16 protein-coding genes are annotated in these 18,642 nt (G+C 63.4%); 5 read left to right on the top strand and 11 right to left on the bottom strand.

The window, feature by feature from the left end; genetic code table 11:
* Positions 1-6: 6 nt before the first annotated feature.
* From AC1Q61_RS04595 to AC1Q61_RS04565, 7 genes are all read right to left on the bottom strand, one after another.
* The gene (locus AC1Q61_RS04595; RefSeq protein ID WP_003939880.1) at positions 7-378 is read right to left on the bottom strand and encodes a membrane protein; all 372 of its coding nucleotides are present in this window, start codon (positions 376-378) and stop codon (positions 7-9) included.
* Positions 375-1,166 (bottom strand): LytR/AlgR family response regulator transcription factor, encoded by a 792-nt coding sequence (locus AC1Q61_RS04590; RefSeq protein WP_003939723.1) that lies wholly within the window; start codon positions 1,164-1,166, stop codon positions 375-377. The genes AC1Q61_RS04595 and AC1Q61_RS04590 overlap by 4 nt, the downstream gene beginning before the upstream one ends.
* 51 nt (positions 1,167-1,217) lie before the next feature.
* Positions 1,218-2,435, bottom strand: coding sequence for a sensor histidine kinase (locus tag AC1Q61_RS04585; protein ID WP_030534943.1), 1,218 nt, complete (start codon positions 2,433-2,435; stop codon positions 1,218-1,220).
* The gene (locus tag AC1Q61_RS04580; protein ID WP_042921394.1) at positions 2,432-2,818 is read right to left on the bottom strand and encodes an MmcQ/YjbR family DNA-binding protein; all 387 of its coding nucleotides are present in this window, start codon (positions 2,816-2,818) and stop codon (positions 2,432-2,434) included. The genes AC1Q61_RS04585 and AC1Q61_RS04580 overlap by 4 nt, the downstream gene beginning before the upstream one ends.
* Before the next feature lie 4 nt (positions 2,819-2,822).
* The gene (locus tag AC1Q61_RS04575) at positions 2,823-4,040 is read right to left on the bottom strand and encodes a lipase family protein (protein ID WP_050654687.1); all 1,218 of its coding nucleotides are present in this window, start codon (positions 4,038-4,040) and stop codon (positions 2,823-2,825) included.
* A 15-nt stretch (positions 4,041-4,055) separates the two neighbouring features.
* Positions 4,056-5,702: a Na+/H+ antiporter gene (locus tag AC1Q61_RS04570; RefSeq protein WP_042451113.1), complete on the bottom strand. Its 1,647-nt coding sequence runs from the start codon at positions 5,700-5,702 to the stop codon at positions 4,056-4,058.
* 121 nt (positions 5,703-5,823) lie between these two features.
* Positions 5,824-6,015 carry an antitoxin gene (locus AC1Q61_RS04565; protein ID WP_003940164.1) on the bottom strand — a complete coding sequence of 64 codons (192 nt, stop codon included), beginning with the start codon at positions 6,013-6,015 and terminating at the stop codon, positions 5,824-5,826.
* A 180-nt stretch (positions 6,016-6,195) separates the two neighbouring features.
* Between AC1Q61_RS04565 and AC1Q61_RS04560 the strand changes: the two genes are divergently transcribed.
* Positions 6,196-7,338, top strand: coding sequence for a GGDEF domain-containing protein (locus AC1Q61_RS04560; protein WP_042451115.1), 1,143 nt, complete (start codon positions 6,196-6,198; stop codon positions 7,336-7,338).
* Between the two features lie 6 nt (positions 7,339-7,344).
* Here the strand turns inward: AC1Q61_RS04560 and AC1Q61_RS04555 are convergent, their stop codons facing one another.
* From AC1Q61_RS04555 to AC1Q61_RS04545, 3 genes are all read right to left on the bottom strand, one after another.
* Entirely contained in the window at positions 7,345-9,849 is a 2,505-nt protein-coding gene (locus tag AC1Q61_RS04555; RefSeq protein WP_003940410.1) for a cation-translocating P-type ATPase, read from the bottom strand.
* A gap of 76 nt (positions 9,850-9,925) precedes the next feature.
* Positions 9,926-11,041 (bottom strand): MBL fold metallo-hydrolase, encoded by a 1,116-nt coding sequence (locus AC1Q61_RS04550; protein ID WP_081558270.1) that lies wholly within the window; start codon positions 11,039-11,041, stop codon positions 9,926-9,928.
* A gap of 62 nt (positions 11,042-11,103) precedes the next feature.
* Positions 11,104-11,835, bottom strand: coding sequence for an enoyl-CoA hydratase (locus tag AC1Q61_RS04545; protein WP_003940192.1), 732 nt, complete (start codon positions 11,833-11,835; stop codon positions 11,104-11,106).
* 112 nt (positions 11,836-11,947) lie between these two features.
* Between AC1Q61_RS04545 and AC1Q61_RS04540 the strand changes: the two genes are divergently transcribed.
* Complete coding sequence (locus tag AC1Q61_RS04540) at positions 11,948-13,051, top strand: NAD(P)-binding domain-containing protein (RefSeq protein ID WP_042451119.1); 1,104 nt, start codon at positions 11,948-11,950, stop codon at positions 13,049-13,051.
* Positions 13,048-14,490: a phospholipase D-like domain-containing protein gene (locus tag AC1Q61_RS04535; protein ID WP_042921404.1), complete on the top strand. Its 1,443-nt coding sequence runs from the start codon at positions 13,048-13,050 to the stop codon at positions 14,488-14,490. Before AC1Q61_RS04540 ends, AC1Q61_RS04535 begins: the two co-directional genes overlap by 4 nt.
* A 4-nt stretch (positions 14,491-14,494) precedes the next feature.
* Here AC1Q61_RS04535 and AC1Q61_RS04530 read toward each other — a convergent pair whose 3' ends face one another.
* Positions 14,495-15,004, bottom strand: coding sequence for a DUF6630 family protein (locus tag AC1Q61_RS04530; RefSeq protein WP_042451123.1), 510 nt, complete (start codon positions 15,002-15,004; stop codon positions 14,495-14,497).
* Between the two features lie 378 nt (positions 15,005-15,382).
* On the opposite strand from AC1Q61_RS04530, the gene AC1Q61_RS04525 reads away from it, so the two are divergent.
* Complete coding sequence (locus tag AC1Q61_RS04525) at positions 15,383-18,229, top strand: ATP-binding protein (protein ID WP_252194530.1); 2,847 nt, start codon at positions 15,383-15,385, stop codon at positions 18,227-18,229.
* Positions 18,226-18,642 carry a roadblock/LC7 domain-containing protein gene (locus AC1Q61_RS04520; RefSeq protein WP_003940329.1) on the top strand — a complete coding sequence of 139 codons (417 nt, stop codon included), beginning with the start codon at positions 18,226-18,228 and terminating at the stop codon, positions 18,640-18,642. The genes AC1Q61_RS04525 and AC1Q61_RS04520 overlap by 4 nt, the downstream gene beginning before the upstream one ends.

The raw sequence follows: 18,642 nt of genomic DNA, 5'->3' as shown, positions 1-18,642 counted from the left end.
CCGCGCTCAGTCGTCCACGATGTCGTTGAAGTCTTGCTCGTTTCGCTCCGCACGACGCACGAACACCCAACCGGTCGTCAACAGCAAGGGATACACGGCGCCGCCCATCACGAGCCAGGGCAACCGGATGCCAAGGACCGCGACCTCCGACAGCGTCGGGAAGAGATGCGTCAGCAGCGGCACCGCACACAGGAGCCCGGCTGCGACGACGGCAAGGCGAATCGCCAGTCCCAACTGCGCGCGAACGAGACCGCGGATCATGGCGTCACCGACTTCGGTCTGTTCCTGCACCTCCACCCGTGTTCGCACGATCCGTGCGCCACTACGTTGCGCCAACACAACGCGCTCACGCTGCGGAGGATCGGACTGCGACGTCACCGCGACAACCAACTCTGCTTGGGCGCACGAACCAGTCGATCCTTGAGTTCACGGGTGTGTCTGCGACTGACCGGAAGCTCGACGGGAGGCTTGTCGCCGTGCGGGCGCAGACAGACCACCAATCCACTGCCCACGGTTCGGATGCCGGTGACCAGCGCCAGAGATACCAGGTAGGAGCGGTGCACACGCAAGAAGCCCGCGTCGGCCCAGCGTGATTCGAGCGTCGAGATCGGGATGCGCACCAGGTGCGACTTTCCAGCGGTGTGCAAACGCGCGTAGTCCCCGTCGGCTTCCACCCACTCCACCGAGGAACGCTGAACGAGCGTCGTGACACCGCCCAGTTCCACCGGGATCACCTCGTCCGTGGGCGCAGCTTCGGGTTTGCTCTCACTCTTGGTGCGCCCGGCCAGCCCCACGATCCGCTGAACGGCCTGAGCGAGACGCTCCTCCCGGAGCGGTTTGAGTAGGTAGTCGACGGCGCCGAGATCGAATGCGTCAACCGCTCGATCGTCGTGCGCTGTCACGAACACCACGGGCGGTGGCGTCGCGAAATTGGAGAGGATGCCTGCCAGTTCGAGACCGTCGAGTCCGGGCATGTTGATGTCGAGAAACACCGCGTCGATGCTTCCACCGCGCAGTATCCGCAACGCTGTCGTCGCATCCGATGCCGTGTGAACGTGCGCCACCGAGTCCTCGGCGCGCAGCAAGAAGGCCAGCTCGTCGAGGGCTGGTTTCTCGTCGTCGACGGCAAGGACGGTCAGCTGGGCATCAGTGTCAGTCTCGTTCACAACAGGTCCATGTTCCCACGACGGTTTCAGCCTGATCATCGAAGGCGAGAATCAGACGTGAATACCCTGCTTGAACTTGGGAACACGCATGCTGACCTTCGTACCGGCACCCGGCGCTGTCTCCACCACGAGTCCGTAGTCGTTGCCGAACGCGGCACGAAGTCTGTCGTCGACGTTGGCCAAACCGACGTGAGCAGCTTCTCGTGCGCTGGGTCGCCCCGATCCCGACTCGATGGCGTCGAGCGAACCGGAGCGCAGTAGTTCGGGGTCCATCCCCACACCGTCGTCCTCGACGCTGATGATGCAGTCCGGTCCCTCGTCCGCAGCCACGATGCTCACGGTCCCGCCCTCCGGCTTACTCGAAATGCCGTGACGAACCGCGTTCTCGACCAGCGGCTGGAGGGCAAGGAAAGGAAGAACCACGTTGAGCACTTCGGGTGCTATCTGAAGGCGGACGTTCAGAGCCTCCCCGAATCGCGCGCGTTCGAGGGTCAGGTAACGATCGATGTTGCGCAGCTCGTCGGCAAGCAGGGTGAACTCACCCGCAGATCGGAACGAGTACCGCGTGAAGTCCGCGAACTCGAGGATCAGTTCTCTGGCCCGCGCCGGATCGGTTCGAACAAACGATGCGACCGTGTTGAGCGCGTTGTAGATGAAATGAGGACTGATCTGTGCGCGCAGGGCACGCACTTCGGCTCGATCCAACAGGGCTCTGGACGCGTCGAGGTCGGCGAGTTCGATCTGACTGCAGGCATATCGTGCCACCTCGGTGACCGCTCCGAGCATTCCCGGCCACGGGTCCTCGCTGGTGACGATTCCCAGTACGCCGACCACGCCGATGTCCTCGATCAGCAGGGGCTGAGCGATCAGCGCTCGCACATGGTGATCGCTCGGTCCGCGCACCAGGTCCGAGTGCGTGACGAGTACCCGGCGTTCGCCTTCGATCGCACGAATGGCGGCGTCGTGGAATTGTTCGGACAACGCTTCGTGACGGCCGTCCCACGCCAACAGGTTTCCCGACGCGTCTGCCAGGCCCAGACCGGAGCCGCCGGTCAGCTCACGTAGGTGAGGCGCCGCCTCGGCGGCCGAATTCTCGTCGAGTCCACGCCGAAGTGGCCGCGCGGCAAGCGAAGCCGTATGGAGAGCGGCATGGACGGCACGTTCGGTGGGGGTGGTCACCTCACGTCTGGTGCGCATCCACACAGCCGTCAGCGCCCCGGCCACTGCGAGAATCAGCACGCTGAGAAGCGCGACCACGGCCGGACTCACCGCGAGTCCTCGTCCAGTTTCCGTATCAGTGTTTTCGGAGCCACCGTGCGGTACGCATCTTCGACGACGTCGGCTACGTCGTTCCAGAATTTCTCGTCCTCGGTCTCGTCGGCACTCGGAACGTCGAGGTACACGCCGATCCATCCCCGGCCACCCACGTACGGAGGGACGAAGAACCTCGACGGGTCACGACTGACCCAATCTGCCTGCGCCCCAGGTGGGGCCGCGGCCCAGATCGCGACGCGATCGTCGTGGTGGTGATCTGCCATGGTGACGAACTGCGGCGCCTTGCGCACGAACCACGACGCTTCACCGTGGCTGACCCGCTCGGTCGCCTCCGGCAATGCCAGTGCAAGAGCGCGGATTCGCTCCAACGGCGTCATCGATTCACGACCCGCAGGTATTCGGTGCCGGAACACCTGCAAATCGATCCTTCACCCACGCGACAGCTCCCGGCACAGCGGCGCCGTCCGCATGACCTTCACCCGGTCGCGCCTGGAATTCGATGACGTCACCGTCGGCGCAGGCGCGTTCGACTGCCGCCTCGGTCCATTCCGGACGGATCAGGTTGTCGTTGGTACCGACGACTACGTACATCGGACCGCTCGCGCGTTGACGGGGAAGAGCAACATCGCTGAGCCACGCGTGAATTCGGTCCGCATCCTCGGCGGTGGCCGGCCGCGTGTCGGCGGGCGTCACCTTTCCGACCAGACCCAACTTCTCCGTCGCCCGAGCGGTCAGGCACGAGGTGAGCAGGTCGTAGTTCTGCTCGAATGCGCCGCGCACGTAGTCGGTTCGTTCGAGGTCCGGATGGGTGAGGGACAGCCCTTCGAGTACATAGGGCAGCAGCAGTTGCTGAGGCAGTGACAGATTCACCTCGGAATCACTCGAGATGATCGGCGAGATGTCCGCTGCCGGGGACAGGTTTGCTGCACCGACGAATTCGAGTCCGTCGCCGTAGGTGTCGGCTTCCTCGGCTGCTGCCCAGGATGCCTGCCCGCCTTGGGACAGCCCCAGAGTTGCCCAACGAGTCGAGGTGTCCGGAACGACGTTGCGCGCCGCTCGAACCGCGTCGATGACGTTGAACGCCGCGGTGTCCGGTTGCAGGTAAGGATGCGGGTCCGGAGTGCCGAGGCCCTCGAAGTCGGAGACAGCGACCACGTATCCCGAGTCGAGGAACGGCGCGACCAGGCCGATCGTGCCGAACAGGGTCGGCGAGGCCGACGGCGCGCAGTCGTCCGAAATACCCGTCGTGCCATGGCCGATGGAGACGATCGGCCAACCGCCCTCCGGCGGAGTTCCAGGCGGCGTGAACACCGTTCCCGACACCTGAGTCTCTCGGCCGTCGATACCGGAGGTGGAGCCGTACAGGATTTTCACCGCGCTTGCTCCGGACGCCGCCACTTCGGCTGTGCTGGTGAAGGGTTCACTGTCGAACACGACGCCACGTTGCGCACTGCTCTCGACCGACGGGGTTGTCGTGGTCGAGGTGTCGGTGACGGAGACATCCGGCGAGGCATCCGATCCGCAGCCGACGCTCACGAGAAGTGCGCTCGCCACCACGACTCCCCAGACTGCGCGAACCCTCGAACTCCGAACAGTCATACGCAGTGTTCCCCTCTATTTGCCCGCACCGCTACCTGCTCGGCGACGCCTGACACGTTCCTCTGCTGCGGCCTCTTCGATGTCGAGTCCTTCCAATACGGTACGCAATACCTCGTCGTCGAGATCTCCGTCGTCACGTGCGGCGATCAGCGCAACTCGTTGCGAGCGCAGTGACTGATGCCGGAACTTGTCGAACAGAGCTCCCGCATTCCACAAGGCGGCCTCGCGATCGGCGTCCTCGTCGACCTCCTGGAGTTGAAGCCTCGCCTGCATCGAGCGTCGTACGCGTTCGACGATCGCCTGCAGTTCCTTCCCGTCGATCCCCGGCGGAGGGTGCGCGGCCGCGTCTGCCAACGCCTTCTCTCCCGCCTTGCGAGAAATGTTGCGGGCCAACTCCATCTGTTCCTGCGTGCGCAACTGCTCGTAAGGATCCGCGACGTCGAGGCGACGGATCATGAACGGCAAGGTAGATCCCTGGATGAGCAATGTCCCGACCGCGACGATGAACGCGATCGCCTGGATGACGCCGCGTCCGGGGAACGGCTCGCCGGACGAGAGTGCAAACGGGATACCGCCGGCCGCAGCAAGAGTGACGACGCCGCGCATTCCCGCCCACGAGACCACCAGATTCTGTTTCCACGTCAGTTGATTCTCGCGATCACGGCGCAGGGTTACACCGAATCGCACACGCGAGTAGCTCAGGAACAGCCACACCGGCCGAATCACGATGACAACGGCCAGGACTGCGAGACCGTACGCGAACACGTGAAGCACCGGAAGTCCGTCGGCGACAACATCGTCGATCACAAAGCTCAGCTGGAGCCCCATGTATGCGAAGACGAACATCTCGAGAAGAGTGTCCAGGCTCGACCACACCGAGCGCTCCTGCAATCGCGTCATGATCGACGCGTCCGTCGAATAGTGCCCGATCACCAGACCAGCGACCACAACGGCCAGAACACCGGACGCGTGTAGTTCTTCGGCGGCCAGGTAGGCAGCGAACGGAAGCACCAACCCCAAGCCGGTTTCCAGTGGAGAGTCGTACATGCGGGCACGAACGAACTTGACGACAAACGCGAGCACCAAGCCGACGACAACGCCGCCGATCACTTCGTACGCGAAGAACAACAGGGGCGAATCGGTGGCAATTCGCGTTCCGGTCACTGCTGCGACGGCGACGGTGAAGAGCGTGAGCGCGGTGGCGTCGTTGACGAGCCCCTCGCCCGTCAGGATGGCGATCACCCGTTTCGGGAGCCCGAGCTTCTGACCGACCGCCACCGCGCTGACGGCGTCGGTCGGCGCGATCACGGCCCCGAGCACCAGGGCGGCGCCGATCGTGAACTCGGGCACCATCCATTCGGAGAAGAAGGCAACCACGAACGCCGTCACCAACACCATTCCGACGCCGAGGCGCAAGATCGGGGCCAAGTTGCGTTTGAAGGTCGCCACCGAGAATTTCAGAGCGGCCGAGTAGAGAAGCGGCGGCAGGACCACACCGAGAATGACGTGGGGATCGAGTTCCGGCCGCGGCATACCGGGTATGAAGGATGCGACCGAACCTACCGTCACCAAAACCAGCGGAGCCTGCAGGTTTCGTCGATTGGACAGCCCGGTGACTGCGATGGCGGCAATGACGACCAGCAGAATCCAGGTGAAGTTCACGCGTTCATTCTGCCCGCCGACCCTGGGAGTTCACCCAGCGGACGCACAGAAGCCCGCAACCTTTTCGGTGACGGGCCCCTGAGCAACGGTGCTACCGAAAAACGGTATGCCGAATCCGGTATTACTGCTTTTCGGGAACAGCCTTCTTGGCGGCCTCAGCTGCCTTGTCGATCTGATCGCCGTACTTGTTGCCGGTCTTGTCGTCGGCGATGTCGGCGACCTTGTCGATAGCGTCGTGAACCTTGTCGGAGTTCTCCGCTGCGAGCTCCTGGCCCTTTTCGACCAATCCCTTGACGTTGTCCAAGAAACCCATGTCCGTGTCCTCTCCCGGTGCTGACGCACATCCTTCGGCGGAATCGTTCCTCCGCGCCCTTCGATTCTCACAGGTCGACGGCCTCTGCGCCAGAAAGCAGGTCCGTGCGTTCGAGCCGTGCGCAACTCGAGGTAGCGTTAACCCGCCAATAGCTGATTGACCACCCATCGACATCGACAGGTGCCCGGTTTGAATGCAGGACTGCGCGGGACGGGGAGCGACCCCTACCCCACGCGTGAACTGCTGTCCCGGTGGTGGTCGGATCGCACCGATTACACCTGGCTCCCCCGATTCCTCGACACTCGCGGGCTGACCGTTCCCGGACGCAAATTAGTCGCGGTGTGGTGTTTTCTCTTCGCCCTGATCGCGGCGACCATGCAGTTGAGCCGCTTCGGTTCCGACACCGCCCTGGCGCGGTCGATCTTCGCCCTCGGAACTATCAGTGGCGCCTATGCGGGCTACCGCTGGGCGCGTAATGAATCGTGGCCAACTTGGCGACAATCCGTGGCCTTTGTCGTCTGGGCCGACCTGTGGCTCGCCGTCACTCTCTTCTTCGCCGTGCGCACCGCTTTCGTCGGAACCATCGGCTGCATCTTGTTCATCATGATCGGCTTCTATGCGGCGATAGTTCACAGCCCTCGCGTTGCCATCAGCCACATCGGTTGGGCTCTTGCTGTCTGCACGACGCTCGCTGCCATGGCGATGTCCGAGCCGGTCAACGACGACTGGGTGGTCGTGAATCTCTATCTGATGGTTGCCGGTGTGGTTTTCTCCACCGCATGGATTCTGCAGATCGTCTGGCTGCGCCTGACCGACGACGCACGCAACGCCCACCGGGACTACCTCACCGCGACACTCAATCGCCGCGGACTCCAGGACGAGGCACAGCATCTGCTGCGCAGTGATCGAACGCAGGCTCTGATCGCACTACTCATCGACGTCGACTCGTTCAAAAACCTCAACGACACACACGGCCACGTCGCGGGCGACGACGCGTTGACCGCTGTCGCCGACCGCCTCCTCGCTGCCGCCGGACCCGATGCGGTGGTGGCTCGAATCGGTGGAGACGAGTTCGTCGTCCTGCGCGGAGTCGATCGAGGAGATATCGAGCGGGTCGCCACCGAGATACATTCGGCGGTCTCGTCCGACTCCGATCCCTATCCTGTGTCCGCCAGTACCGGCGTCAGCGTCTATCTGAGTCCCGAGACGGACTTACCGGATCGGGCTGTCAACGAACTGATCGAGCACGCAGACAATGCGATGTACCGAGCCAAGAAGCGCGGCGGCGATCGCATTGCCTGGGTGCAGATGTTCAGGCGCTGAAACTACTCACTCACTGTGGGCATGGTGATGCTCGCCGGGCAGGTCGTCAGGTGTCGCGAACATCTTTCGTTTCTCCCCGTGCAGGCGTGCGCTGATCCACCACGAGAGTTCCACGAGTACAACGCCGATCGCGCCGAGGGTGATCGCGAGCGTCGTCGCAGCGACGTTGCTCGGATCCAGTTTGAAGAACTCGCGGGTGAACGGCAGCGCGAACAGGATGAGGTATCCGGCCACCGACCCGCCGATCAGAACGAGCTTCCACCAGACGTACGGCCGAGCCACGACGGCCAGAACCCACACGGCGATCATGATCAACGTGATGAGCGCACTGGTTCCGGCCTGGATCTTCTGGGTTTCCGTCTGGTCCGGGCCTTGGTAAGCCAATACGTAGGAGATGAACGTGGTGATGCCGATGATCAGGCCCGACGGCAACGCCAGACGCATCACGCGCGAGACGAAACCGGTTCGCGCGCGCTCGTTGTTGGGTGCCAGAGACAAGATGAAGGCCGGGATACCGATCGTGAACCACGCTGCGATCGTGACGTGGCGGGGCAGGAACGGGTACGGCAGCGGTTCGAAGTCGAAGACCTGGGACAGGACGCCGGTAATGCCGATCAGGAACGCAAGCACCACCGAGTAGACGGTCTTGGTCAGGAACAGATTCGACACACGCTCGATGTTGCCGATCACTCGGCGGCCTTCCGCGACGACGTACGGGAGCGTCGCGAACTTGTTGTCCAGCAGCACGATCTGGGCCACGGCTCGGGTAGCCGGGCTGCCCGACCCCATCGAGACTCCGATGTCGGCGTCCTTGAGGGCGAGCACGTCGTTGACGCCGTCACCGGTCATCGCGACGGTATGTCCGCGAGACTGCAAGGCCGCGACCATTTCCCGCTTCTGATCCGGTCGCACTCGACCGAACGTCGTTGCTCCGTCGAGAGTGTCCGCCAGCTTTTCCTGATCGCTCGGCAGCTCTCGCGCGTCGATGGGACGGTCGCCGCCTTCGAGTCCGAGGGATCCGGCAACGGCGCCGACGGAAACCGCGTTGTCGCCGGAAATGACCTTGACCGCGACCTTCTGGCTGGCGAAGTACTCCAACGTCTCCTGGGCGTCCGGGCGCACTTTCTGCTCGAGCACGACCAGAGCTTCGGGGGTGACGGTGCCAGGGGCGTCGGCGTCGTCGACGGGGAGGTCGCTGCTGCCGAGCATGAGGACACGAAGTCCGCTCGAACCCACTTCCTCGGCCTTGCGGGCCATTTCCGAGTCGGGATCGAGCAGCACGTCCGGGGCACCGAGTACCCAGTTGCCGTGACTGCCGTACGACTGGCCGCTCCACTTCTTCGCCGAGGAGAACGGCGCCACCGCTGTCGCTTCGCCCCACCCGGAGTCGTCGGAGAGAGACTCGCGAATCGCCAGGACACTCGCGTTGGGGCGAGGGTCGGACGCGGCCATCGCGCTCAACGCGGACTTGACCGCAGTCTCCCCCGATCCACCCGGTGCGACGTCGACCTCGGACAGCCGCATACCGTTCTCGGTCAGCGTTCCGGTCTTGTCCGCGCACACCACGTCGACACGAGCCAGACCCTCGATCGCCGGCAACTCCTGAACGAGGCACTGGCGCTTGCCCAACCGGATCACACCGACCGCAAATGCAATGGACGTCATGAGCACAAGGCCTTCGGGAACCATCGGAACCAGAGCTGCCACCATGCCGTTGAGTGCCGGTCGGATCGGCAGGCCGATCGTGAAGAGCTGATTGAAGATGATCAGCGCACCCGCCGGAATCATCAGGTAGGTGATGAACTTCAGGATCTTGTCGATGCCGCTGCGCAGTTCGGAATGCACGAGGGTGAACTTGCTCGCCTCTTCGGCCAGCTTGGCCGCGTATGCATCGCCGCCGACCTTGGTGGCGCGGTATGCACCGCTGCCCGCGGCAACAAAACTGCCCGACAACACTTGCTGGCCACTCGCCTTGTGAACCGGATCGGCCTCACCGGTGAGCAGCGATTCGTCGACCTCGAGTGCAGCCGAACTGACCACCTCACCGTCGACGACTATCTGGTCACCGGATCCGAGTTCGATAATATCGTCGAGCACAACATCTTTGGGCGCCATCGCCACGGCGACGCCGTCACGCCTGACCATGGGCTTGGCCTGACTCACGATGGCCAGAGCGTCGAGCGTGCGCTTGGCGCGGATCTCCTGGATGATGCCGATACCGCTGTTCGCGATGATCAGCAGTCCGAACATGCCGTCGATGATCGAACCCGTCGCGAGCACGATCACCAACAACACGGTCAGGATCGCGTTGATGCGAGTGAAGACGTTGCCGCGAATGATGTCCTTGACCGAGCGGGACGCCCGGTCCGGTACATCGTTGGTTTGTCCCGACGCGATCCTTGCTGCAACCTGATCGGCGGTCAGACCGCGGGCGACGTCGACGTCGTCCGGCAATCGCTCAGGCGCTACCGCCACTGCTGTCTCTTCTGAACTGGTGTGCTCGTGAGCCATGGTCAAAGATTACGCACCCGGAGCAACTAATCAGGGTGCGACTCGACAGGCAACCACGTCCGCGACACTTCGCCGCTCAGCCCAGCGGTATCCACCACTTCGACGGCGGTGTCGGTGACAACGCGTCGATCCTGCCGCCCGGCATCGGGACCGACACTGTTGTGCCCGCATCTGCAGCCGACTCGTCGAGGCGAATGATCGGCTCCGACCACGAGTGAAACGCGAGGTTGAACGTCGCCCAGTGAATCGGGACGAAGACACCGCGCGACCCGTCGCCCTTGTTGAGGTCGATGTGCGTCTGCACTGCCTCTTCCGGATTCATGTGGATGTCCGGCCAGCGCACGTCGTACGCACCGACGGGGAGAAGCGTCAGATCGAAAGGCCCATAGGTTTCACCCAGCTGTTCGAAACGTGATGTGTATCCGCTGTCACCACCGAAGAAGACCCGGTGCTTCGGCCCGGCGAATACCCACGACGCCCACTGGGTCGTGTTCCGGACAAGGCCACGACCGGAGAAGTGACGAGCCTCCGTGCACGTGAGGACCAGGTCGCCGATCTTGGTCGACTCGTCCCAGTCCAGTTCCACGATCCGGTTCTCGGGCACCTTCCAGTGCCGCAGGTGCGCACCGATACCGATCGGCACGACGAACGGAGCGGTCTGTGTACGAGTCAGGGTCTTGACCGTAGCCATGTCGAGATGGTCGTAGTGATCGTGAGAGATGACTATCGCATCCACTGCAGGCAGTTCGGTCAAAGCCACCGGAGTGGGGTGCATGCGTGCGGGACCTACTGTGGCCGAGGGTGATACGCGTTCACTCCACACCGGATCGGCGAGAACGCGGTAGCCGTCGACCTCGACGAGAACGCTCGAATGGCCGTACCACGTCACCGCCGCGTCGCCGGCTGCCGCCGGTGCCAGCGGAGTGGCCAACGGAATCGGCCGACGCGGCCGACCCGTCGACCCTCGCGTGGCCATCGACTTGAACATTCCGACATCGGTGCCCGGAACCAGTGTGCTGCTGGGCTCCGAGTTGTGGAACTGGCGGTCCCGGTATCGCGGGGACATCGCCGCATACGGTTGCACCGTGTTTCGCGAGGCCCCGATCTGCGTCGGGATGCCCCATGCGGCTCGCGCCACCCACCCCGTCGCCGCGGCAACAGCAGCAACTCCGAGAACCGTCGTCTTCTTCATTCAGACGAGCGTAGCCACTATCTGCCCTGCGTGCCCGGCGCCTGTTTTCCCTGCAACCAGCTTTACTTACCCTTGAATACGGGAGGGCGGTTCTCGATGCGGGCAGCGCGGGCTTCCTGGACGTCCTCGCTGAGCCAGGCGGCGTGAAGCGCGTCGAGCTGCTCGGGAGACTGCTCCTCCATGGTGCCGTCGTCGTTGAGAACCATCTTCATGTGCCGCAACGACAGCGGTGCGAGATTTGCAATGCGGTGTGCCCATTCCTGAGCGTCGTCGAGGGTTCCAATTTTGTTGGCGAGGCCGCGAGTGAAGGCTTCTTCGGCGCCGATCTGTTCGATGCCGAGCAAAATGGTGCGCGCGGGACCGCCGCCGACCAGCGACGCGAGCCGACGCATCGTCCACTTGTCCACCGAGACACCGAGGGTGGCGGCCGGGATTCCGAAGCGAGCGCTCGGCGCTACGACGCGAAGATCCGACGCGATGGCCAGTTGCGTGCCCGCGCCGATGGCCGGACCGTTGACAGCGGCAATGACGGGGATGGGCGCCGTGTCGATAGAGCGAAGCATCTCGAACAGACGATCGGTGAAGCCCTCCATGTAGACGTCGCCGGAAAGGTCCGCGCCTGCACAGAACGCCGATCCCTCACCGGTGATGACGACGACGTGCGCGTGCTCGGCTACCGCCGCGTTCATCGCGTCCCGTATTGCGATGCAGAGTTCCGCGCTGAGCGCATTACGACGCTCGTGACGCTGCAACTCGATGGTCACGACGTTGCCGTCACGGGAGAACCCGATCATGTCCGCTCACTTTCGTTTCTGGAAGGCTCGACACAGGGATGTTCCGAGGCGCCGATACCGTCCGCATACTTCTCTGCAGCTAAGTTCTGTACATCAGGAGGTTAGATTACCGATGAGTACAGACGACCTTGCCGCACAGCAACCACACCCGGTTGACGTGGTGGTGATCGGCGCCGGACAGGCCGGACTCTCCGCCGCGTACTACCTGCGCAAGTTCGGAATCGAGCCCGAATCGGGGTTCGTGGTGCTCGATCATGCGTCGGGGCCGGGCGGGGCGTGGCAGTTCCGTTGGCCGAGCCTGACACTGAGCACCGTCAACGGCGTCCATGACCTCCCGGGAATGTCCTTCGCGGAAACCACCGGTACAGACGCCGAACAGGTGCCTGCATCGGTGGCGGTCCCCCACTACTTCGAACTGTACGAAAAGCAATTCGAACTTCCCGTCCACCGCCCGGTACACACGCGAGTGGTGTGTCCGAGGGAAGAGCGCCTGCGGATCGAGACCGACCAGGGAGTATTCGCGGCGCGAGGCTTGATCAACGCGACGGGGACCTGGGAGCGGCCCTTCATCCCCCACTATCGCGGGGCCGAGTCGTTCCGTGGCCGACAACTGCACACGAAGGACTATCGAACCGCTGCCGAGTTCGAAGGCAAACATGTCGTCGTGGTCGGCGGCGGGATCTCGGCTGTCCAACTGCTCGACGAGATCTCACGCGTCACGACCACTACCTGGGTGACGCGGCGCGAACCCGAGTTCCGCGACGAGCCGTTCACGCCGGACATCGGCCGCGCTGCGGTTGCCATGGTCGAAGATCGTGTACGACGCGGCCTGCCACCGGGATCCGTTGTCTCGGTGACCGGCCTCCCGGTAACGCCTGCCATCCGGGCAGCACGTGAGCGTGGTGTGATGAATCGACTGCCGATGTTCTCCGAAATTCTTCCGAACGGCGTGAAATGGGCCGACGGTACCGTCGCCGACGCCGATGTCATCTTGTGGTGCACCGGTTTTCGTAGCTCACTCGATCACCTGGCGCCGTTGCACCTGCGCGGACCGGGTGGCGGAATCCCGATGACCGGGCGCCTCGCCACGCAGGTCGAAGCCGACCCTCGCGTGCACCTGGTGGGATACGGACCGTCGTCGTCGACGATCGGAGCCAACCGCGCCGGCCAAGCGGCAGCGCGCGAACTGACCGCGTACCTGGGAATCGGCGAATGAACAGAATCCTTGTTCCGGGCGAAACCTGCTGGCGCATCGAACCGGCGGACAATCTTGCCTGCATCGTCGACGCCGCTGACTACTTTCATCATGCGAAGTCCGCAATGCTGCAAGCTGAAAAGCGAATCATGTTGATCGGCTGGGACTTCGACACGCGCATCAAACTCGAACCAGGCGAGCAGACTCTCGACGGCCCCAACCGGTTGGGAATGTTCCTCCGCTGGCTCGTCCGCGAGAAACCCGACCTCGAAATCCTCGTACTCAAATGGAACATCGGCGCGTTCACCGCAATCGGCCGCGGCATGACTCCCGTCTTCGTGTCCAACTGGCTGACCGACGAGCGCCTACGGTTCGAGATCGACGGCGCCCACCCGGTTGGTGCGGCGCACCATCAGAAAATCATCGTCATCGACGACGCTCTGGCGTTCTGCGGCGGCATCGACATGACTGTGGACCGCTGGGACACCTCGGATCACGTCGACCGAAACGATTATCGAATCACGCCGAGCGGAAGGCGTTACGGCCCTTGGCATGACGCAACCACGGCGGTCGACGGCAATGCGGCTGCGGCCATCGGCGAATTGGCGCGGGCACGCTGGAAATCCGCAACCGGCGAGGATCTCACACCGGTCGAGAGCACCGCGACTCCGTGGCCCGTCAATCTGGCGCCCACCTTGCGGGTTGTCGACGTAGCCGTCGCCAGAACATTGCCGGAGCTCGGCGAACGCACGGAGGTGCGTGAGATCGAGGCGCTGTATCTCGCGGCCATCGCCGGGGCCGAGCACACGCTGTACATCGAAAGCCAGTACCTCGCCTCACGCACTCTGGCCGAGGCGATTGCCGCGCGCCTGCGTGAGGACGACGGACCGGAGATCGTTCTGGTCATTCCGCGCAACGCCGACGGTTGGCTGGAACAAAAGGCGATGGACGGGGCGCGCCACGACCTGTTGCATCTGCTGTGGTCCGCCGATATCCACGACCGGTTCGGGGCGTTTTATCCCGTGACCTCTTCTGGCGCACCTATTTACGTCCACGCCAAGGTTCTCGTGATGGACGATCGCCTCCTGCGAATCGGGTCGTCGAATCTCAACAACCGTTCGATGGGCTTCGACACCGAGTGCGACATCGCCGTCGAATCCGACGACGACGCAGATGTCGAGTTGCGCGCCTCGATCATCGGATTGAGGCGCCGCCTACTCAGCGAGCACCTCGACGTCACCGAGGAAGAAGTCGACGACGCGTTGGGCGAGCAGTCACTGTTGTCGACGGTTCGCGCTCTCGCGACCTCCGACGCTCGCAGTCTGCGCGAATTCGACCGGAACACAGTCGACGGCGAAGACCACGTGCTCGCTGAAAATGCACTGATGGATCCCGAGCGCACGCCACCCAGACTGAGCGATCGAATCGAAGGATTGCGCCGCCTGCTCGGCAAACGCTGAGACTCTAGAACACGCGCACGCAGTGCCCGGTTGCCAGCGCGAGTTCGACGAGCGTTGCACCGTGAACACTCGGGACGAGCGCGAGGAGAAACGTATCGCTGTCGCTGTCGAGCCAGGCAAGTGAAACGCCCGTATCGGTGATGTTGTCGACGATACGGGCGAGAAGCGATTCGAGTCCGGCAGCTCGATCGAAGCCCATGGCAAGACTGTCCGCCCACTCCCACGATCCTGCCGGCGCCGACGTGAGCACTCGCAGCTGACCCAGAACCTCGGCAGCGCCCTCGTTCCAATCCACCCAGACCAGGCGTTCTTGTTCGTGCAATGCGTCGACGAGAGCAAACCACGCCATTTCCGGGTGTGGCTTCTCGAGCGTCTGTGAGTACAACTCGTTCTGTACTTCGACATACCGTTCCGGTTGGTCGATCGCGAGAGTCACACGATCGATGACAACAGCGCTGTCAGGGGCGAGCAGTTCGGCGATCGCGCGCAACGCGTCGCGAGCAGTTCCACTCACTATGGCTCCAAGTTCAATTCGGTCATCGGTGCGGTTTCCACATTCTGACATGCGTGTGCGCCTCGTTCGGACGTGTCCTCGATGTCGGGACACGAGCCAGATGCTTGCCGCGAGTTCCACGAATTCCCGGGCAGCACTGCTCACCGAGCTACCAAATTGGACTATCCGGCTATCCCATTCGCCGCACTTGTCCGTTTACCCTTTCACCTGGCCTTACAATCCGGATATAGTCATCGGCGATCCAAGAAGCCAACTGGGATGTAGCGAGCCAGCGAACAGTCTGTTACCGTTCAGCTAACTACCCCTTCTGGTCAAACCGGATCGAAGGGGTTCGGGCAATGACCCACGGGGGGTTGACGTGAAGGGGCCATGTTCCGCATGAAACACGATTCACACACGACAACCTCTTGGTGGTCGATCGGCGAATGGCGCCTGGGATGGAAGGTCATCGCCGTTCTCGCATTGCCGATGATCGTCGCCGTCGTCCTCGGAGCCCTTCGCGTTCAGACGGAACTCGAAGAAGCCGCACAGCTGAGTTCCTCGTCCGAGCGCGCCCTCGCTGTGCCCGCCGCGATCAATCTCGAATCCGCGCTGTACGAGCTCGCCGAAGCCGCATCGGCACGCACTGACACCGGCCCCGCCACACAAGCGGTTTCGGACGCAATGGATCAACTGGTCGACGCCGCGCGCGCGTTCCAGTCCGACGACGATCTCAACGACCAAGTGACTTCGGCGCTCGCAGAGAGCCGTTCCATCACGGAGGAGGTCGCCGCCGGCGCGGTGGCTCCCGCACGCTTGGTTTCGCGGGTCGGCGAAGTCTCTCGCGCACTCTCGAGCACCTTCACCAGCGTCGTCGAGCATTCTCAGCGTCCGGCGCTGCGCGAAGAGGGTGGCCGACTCTCAGCACTCTGGGATGCGCGACGAGCACTGGCCGAACAACGAATCCTCTTCGGCTCAGGTGATCCGGACCAGCAGGCTCGTACCTCGATGGTCAGTGCCGCCGGTGCCGAACTGGTCGCTCTGAACAACATTCTCGCCATCGACGGGAGCAACGACACCGTCCGGACCCTCAGCAACTCCGCTCAGAACCGGATCAACGCACTCGGATCAACCCCGTCGACCTCTCCTCTGGGGAGCCGCGTCGGTACCGATCTGAAATCCGGAAACGACCAGTACAACAGCCTGACCGACACCACCGTCACCGAGTTCGGCGATACCGTCACCGCTGAATCCAATGCAGCACGAACCGCAGCACTTCGTGACACTGCAATCGTGCTCGGCGCGGTCCTGCTGGCACTGGCCATCGCCCTCGTCATCAGCCGATCGCTCATCGATCCGATCCGTCGGCTGCGATTTGCCGCATTGCAAGCAGCACGACGCGGACTCCCCGACGCGATCGAACGAATTCGCGCAGGTGCCAGTATCGACGACGTCGACTTCGCCCGTGTACCGATCCGCACCCACGAGGAAATCGGCGAGCTTGCACGCGCGGTGGACGACATGCACGGTCAGGCCATCACGCTGGCCGGCGAGCAGGCCACCCTGCGGCGCCAGGTCAACGACATGTTCGAAACGCTGTCGAGGCGTAACAAGTCCCTCGTCGACCAGCAACTCGGTTTGATCGAACAGTTGGAGCAGGACGAAGACGACCCTCGTCGCCTCGAGAATCTGTTCCGGCTCGACCACATCGCCGCGAGAATGCGTAGAAACGGCGACAACTTGTTGGTTCTCGCCGGAACCGATGTACGCCGCGCCAGAACCGCCCCCGTCGCTCTCGGCGATATCCTTCGTGCGGCGGTATCAGGCGTCGAGGAATATCGACGCGTCGAACTCGGGCAGATACCGCCCGGAGTCGTCAACGGTCATGCTGCCCCGGACGTCGTTCACCTCATCGCTGAACTGCTCGACAATTCTCTGCGGTACTCCCCGCCGGAGACCACCGTCTCCATCAACGCTGCCCGCACCATCGACGGCTCCATGATCGTCGAGATCGCAGATCTCGGTATCGGCATGTCGCCTGCCGATATCCTCGATGCCAACGAGCGCCTCGCCGCCGGCGGCGAGATGAGCGCGGATACAGCGCGTCGCATGGGTTTGTTCGTCGTGAGCCGAATCAGTCGTCGCTACAACATCTCTGTGCGCCTGCGCCCGACGGCAACGTCGTCGACGCACAGCGGCATCACCGCAACGGTGCTCCTACCGACGTCGATACTCGATTCTTCTCGGAGACCCGAGATCCGCACGCCGCGAACCGGACCCGTGCCCACGCTCGATCGGACTCCGCCGCCCGCACCGTCTGAACCGTCCTGGTCAAAGCCCGTCCCGACCGAATTGGCACCCCCGCAGCCTGCGACCAGAAGTTTCGCAGATCTCCCGCGTCGAACGCCCAGCAACAGCACCGACCGGACTGAGACGTTCGCCCCGATCACACCGCAATCCATTCCCACGACAACAGCGCCGTCGGGGTTGCCACGTCGCACTCCGGGCACAAGTGGAGTACCGGCGGTCAGTACCTCGACTCCGACCACTGCTGCACCCGCCACCTCCGTGTCGTCCTTCGCTCCTCTGCCCGATCCCGAAGGCACAAGCGCATCGACGTCCCTTCCCGTGCGTACTCCTTCGCCGGAATTCACCTCGCCGGCACAGGGTCCCGAGATCCCGGTGGGTCCACACCCGTCGACAACCCCGCCGCCACGGCACCGGCTCTCAGCCCCGACGCCGACAAATACTGCGGCGTTCTTCTCCTCGCGCACCCGTGACGGGCTCTCTGCTCGCGCATCGGCGCGCGCTGACGGCGCGGGAGAGGGCAACTCGAACGGCGTACTCGCTGCCCCGACCACGATGCCGATTTTCGCCCGGATGGTGTCCGAGTGGCTCGTGGACCCGACGGCGGAGACGTCAGCTGCTTCCACTGGCAGTGCGTGGACCACCGACGCGGATCAAGGCTGGCTGGCCGCTCGGACCTCGTTCGAGATGCCGGTCACCAAGATCGCCGATTCCGGACTTCCCATTCGAGACCGCGGAGCCCGCCTGGTTCCCGGCGCCGTCGGGAGAGGCGGAACGACACAGCGCCATGCATCCAATCCGGCGGACGTCCAACGTGGTTGGAGCAGTTACCAATCCGGAGTACAACGAGGGCGTCGGCGCGCCGCCGACCATCAGCCCGATGGCGGACAGTCTTTCGAATCGTCCACGATGTTGCACAACGATGAAGGAGAACAGTGAACACTGTCGGAGCCCAAGAGACTCCCCGCGCACTCGACTGGCTGGTATCGGCTTTTGCCCGAGACGTGCCGGGTGTGAGTCACGCGATCATCGTCTCAGCCGACGGGTTGTTGACGGCCTCGAGCACACATCTTCCGCTCGATCGGGCCGATCAATTAGCCGCTGTCACTTCCGGACTCGCCAGCCTGTCCGCGGGGGCGTCACGCCTCTTCGACGGTGGAGCCGTCATGCAGTCCGTCGTCGAGATGGAGAACGGCTACCTGCTTCTCATGGGCGTCGGTAGTGGCGCTTACCTTGCTGCTCTCGCTGTCGCCGGATGCGACATCGGCCAGATCGGTTACGAAATGGCGACTCTCGTCGATCGCGTCGGCACCACCATGGACATTGCCCCGAGAACATCGCAGGGTATTTGA

It is taken from the genome of Rhodococcus sp. MPR-R1B (assembly GCF_058793255.1).
The sequence above is the reverse complement of the archived record's forward strand: the minus strand, read 5'-3'. Positions and strand labels throughout refer to the sequence as shown.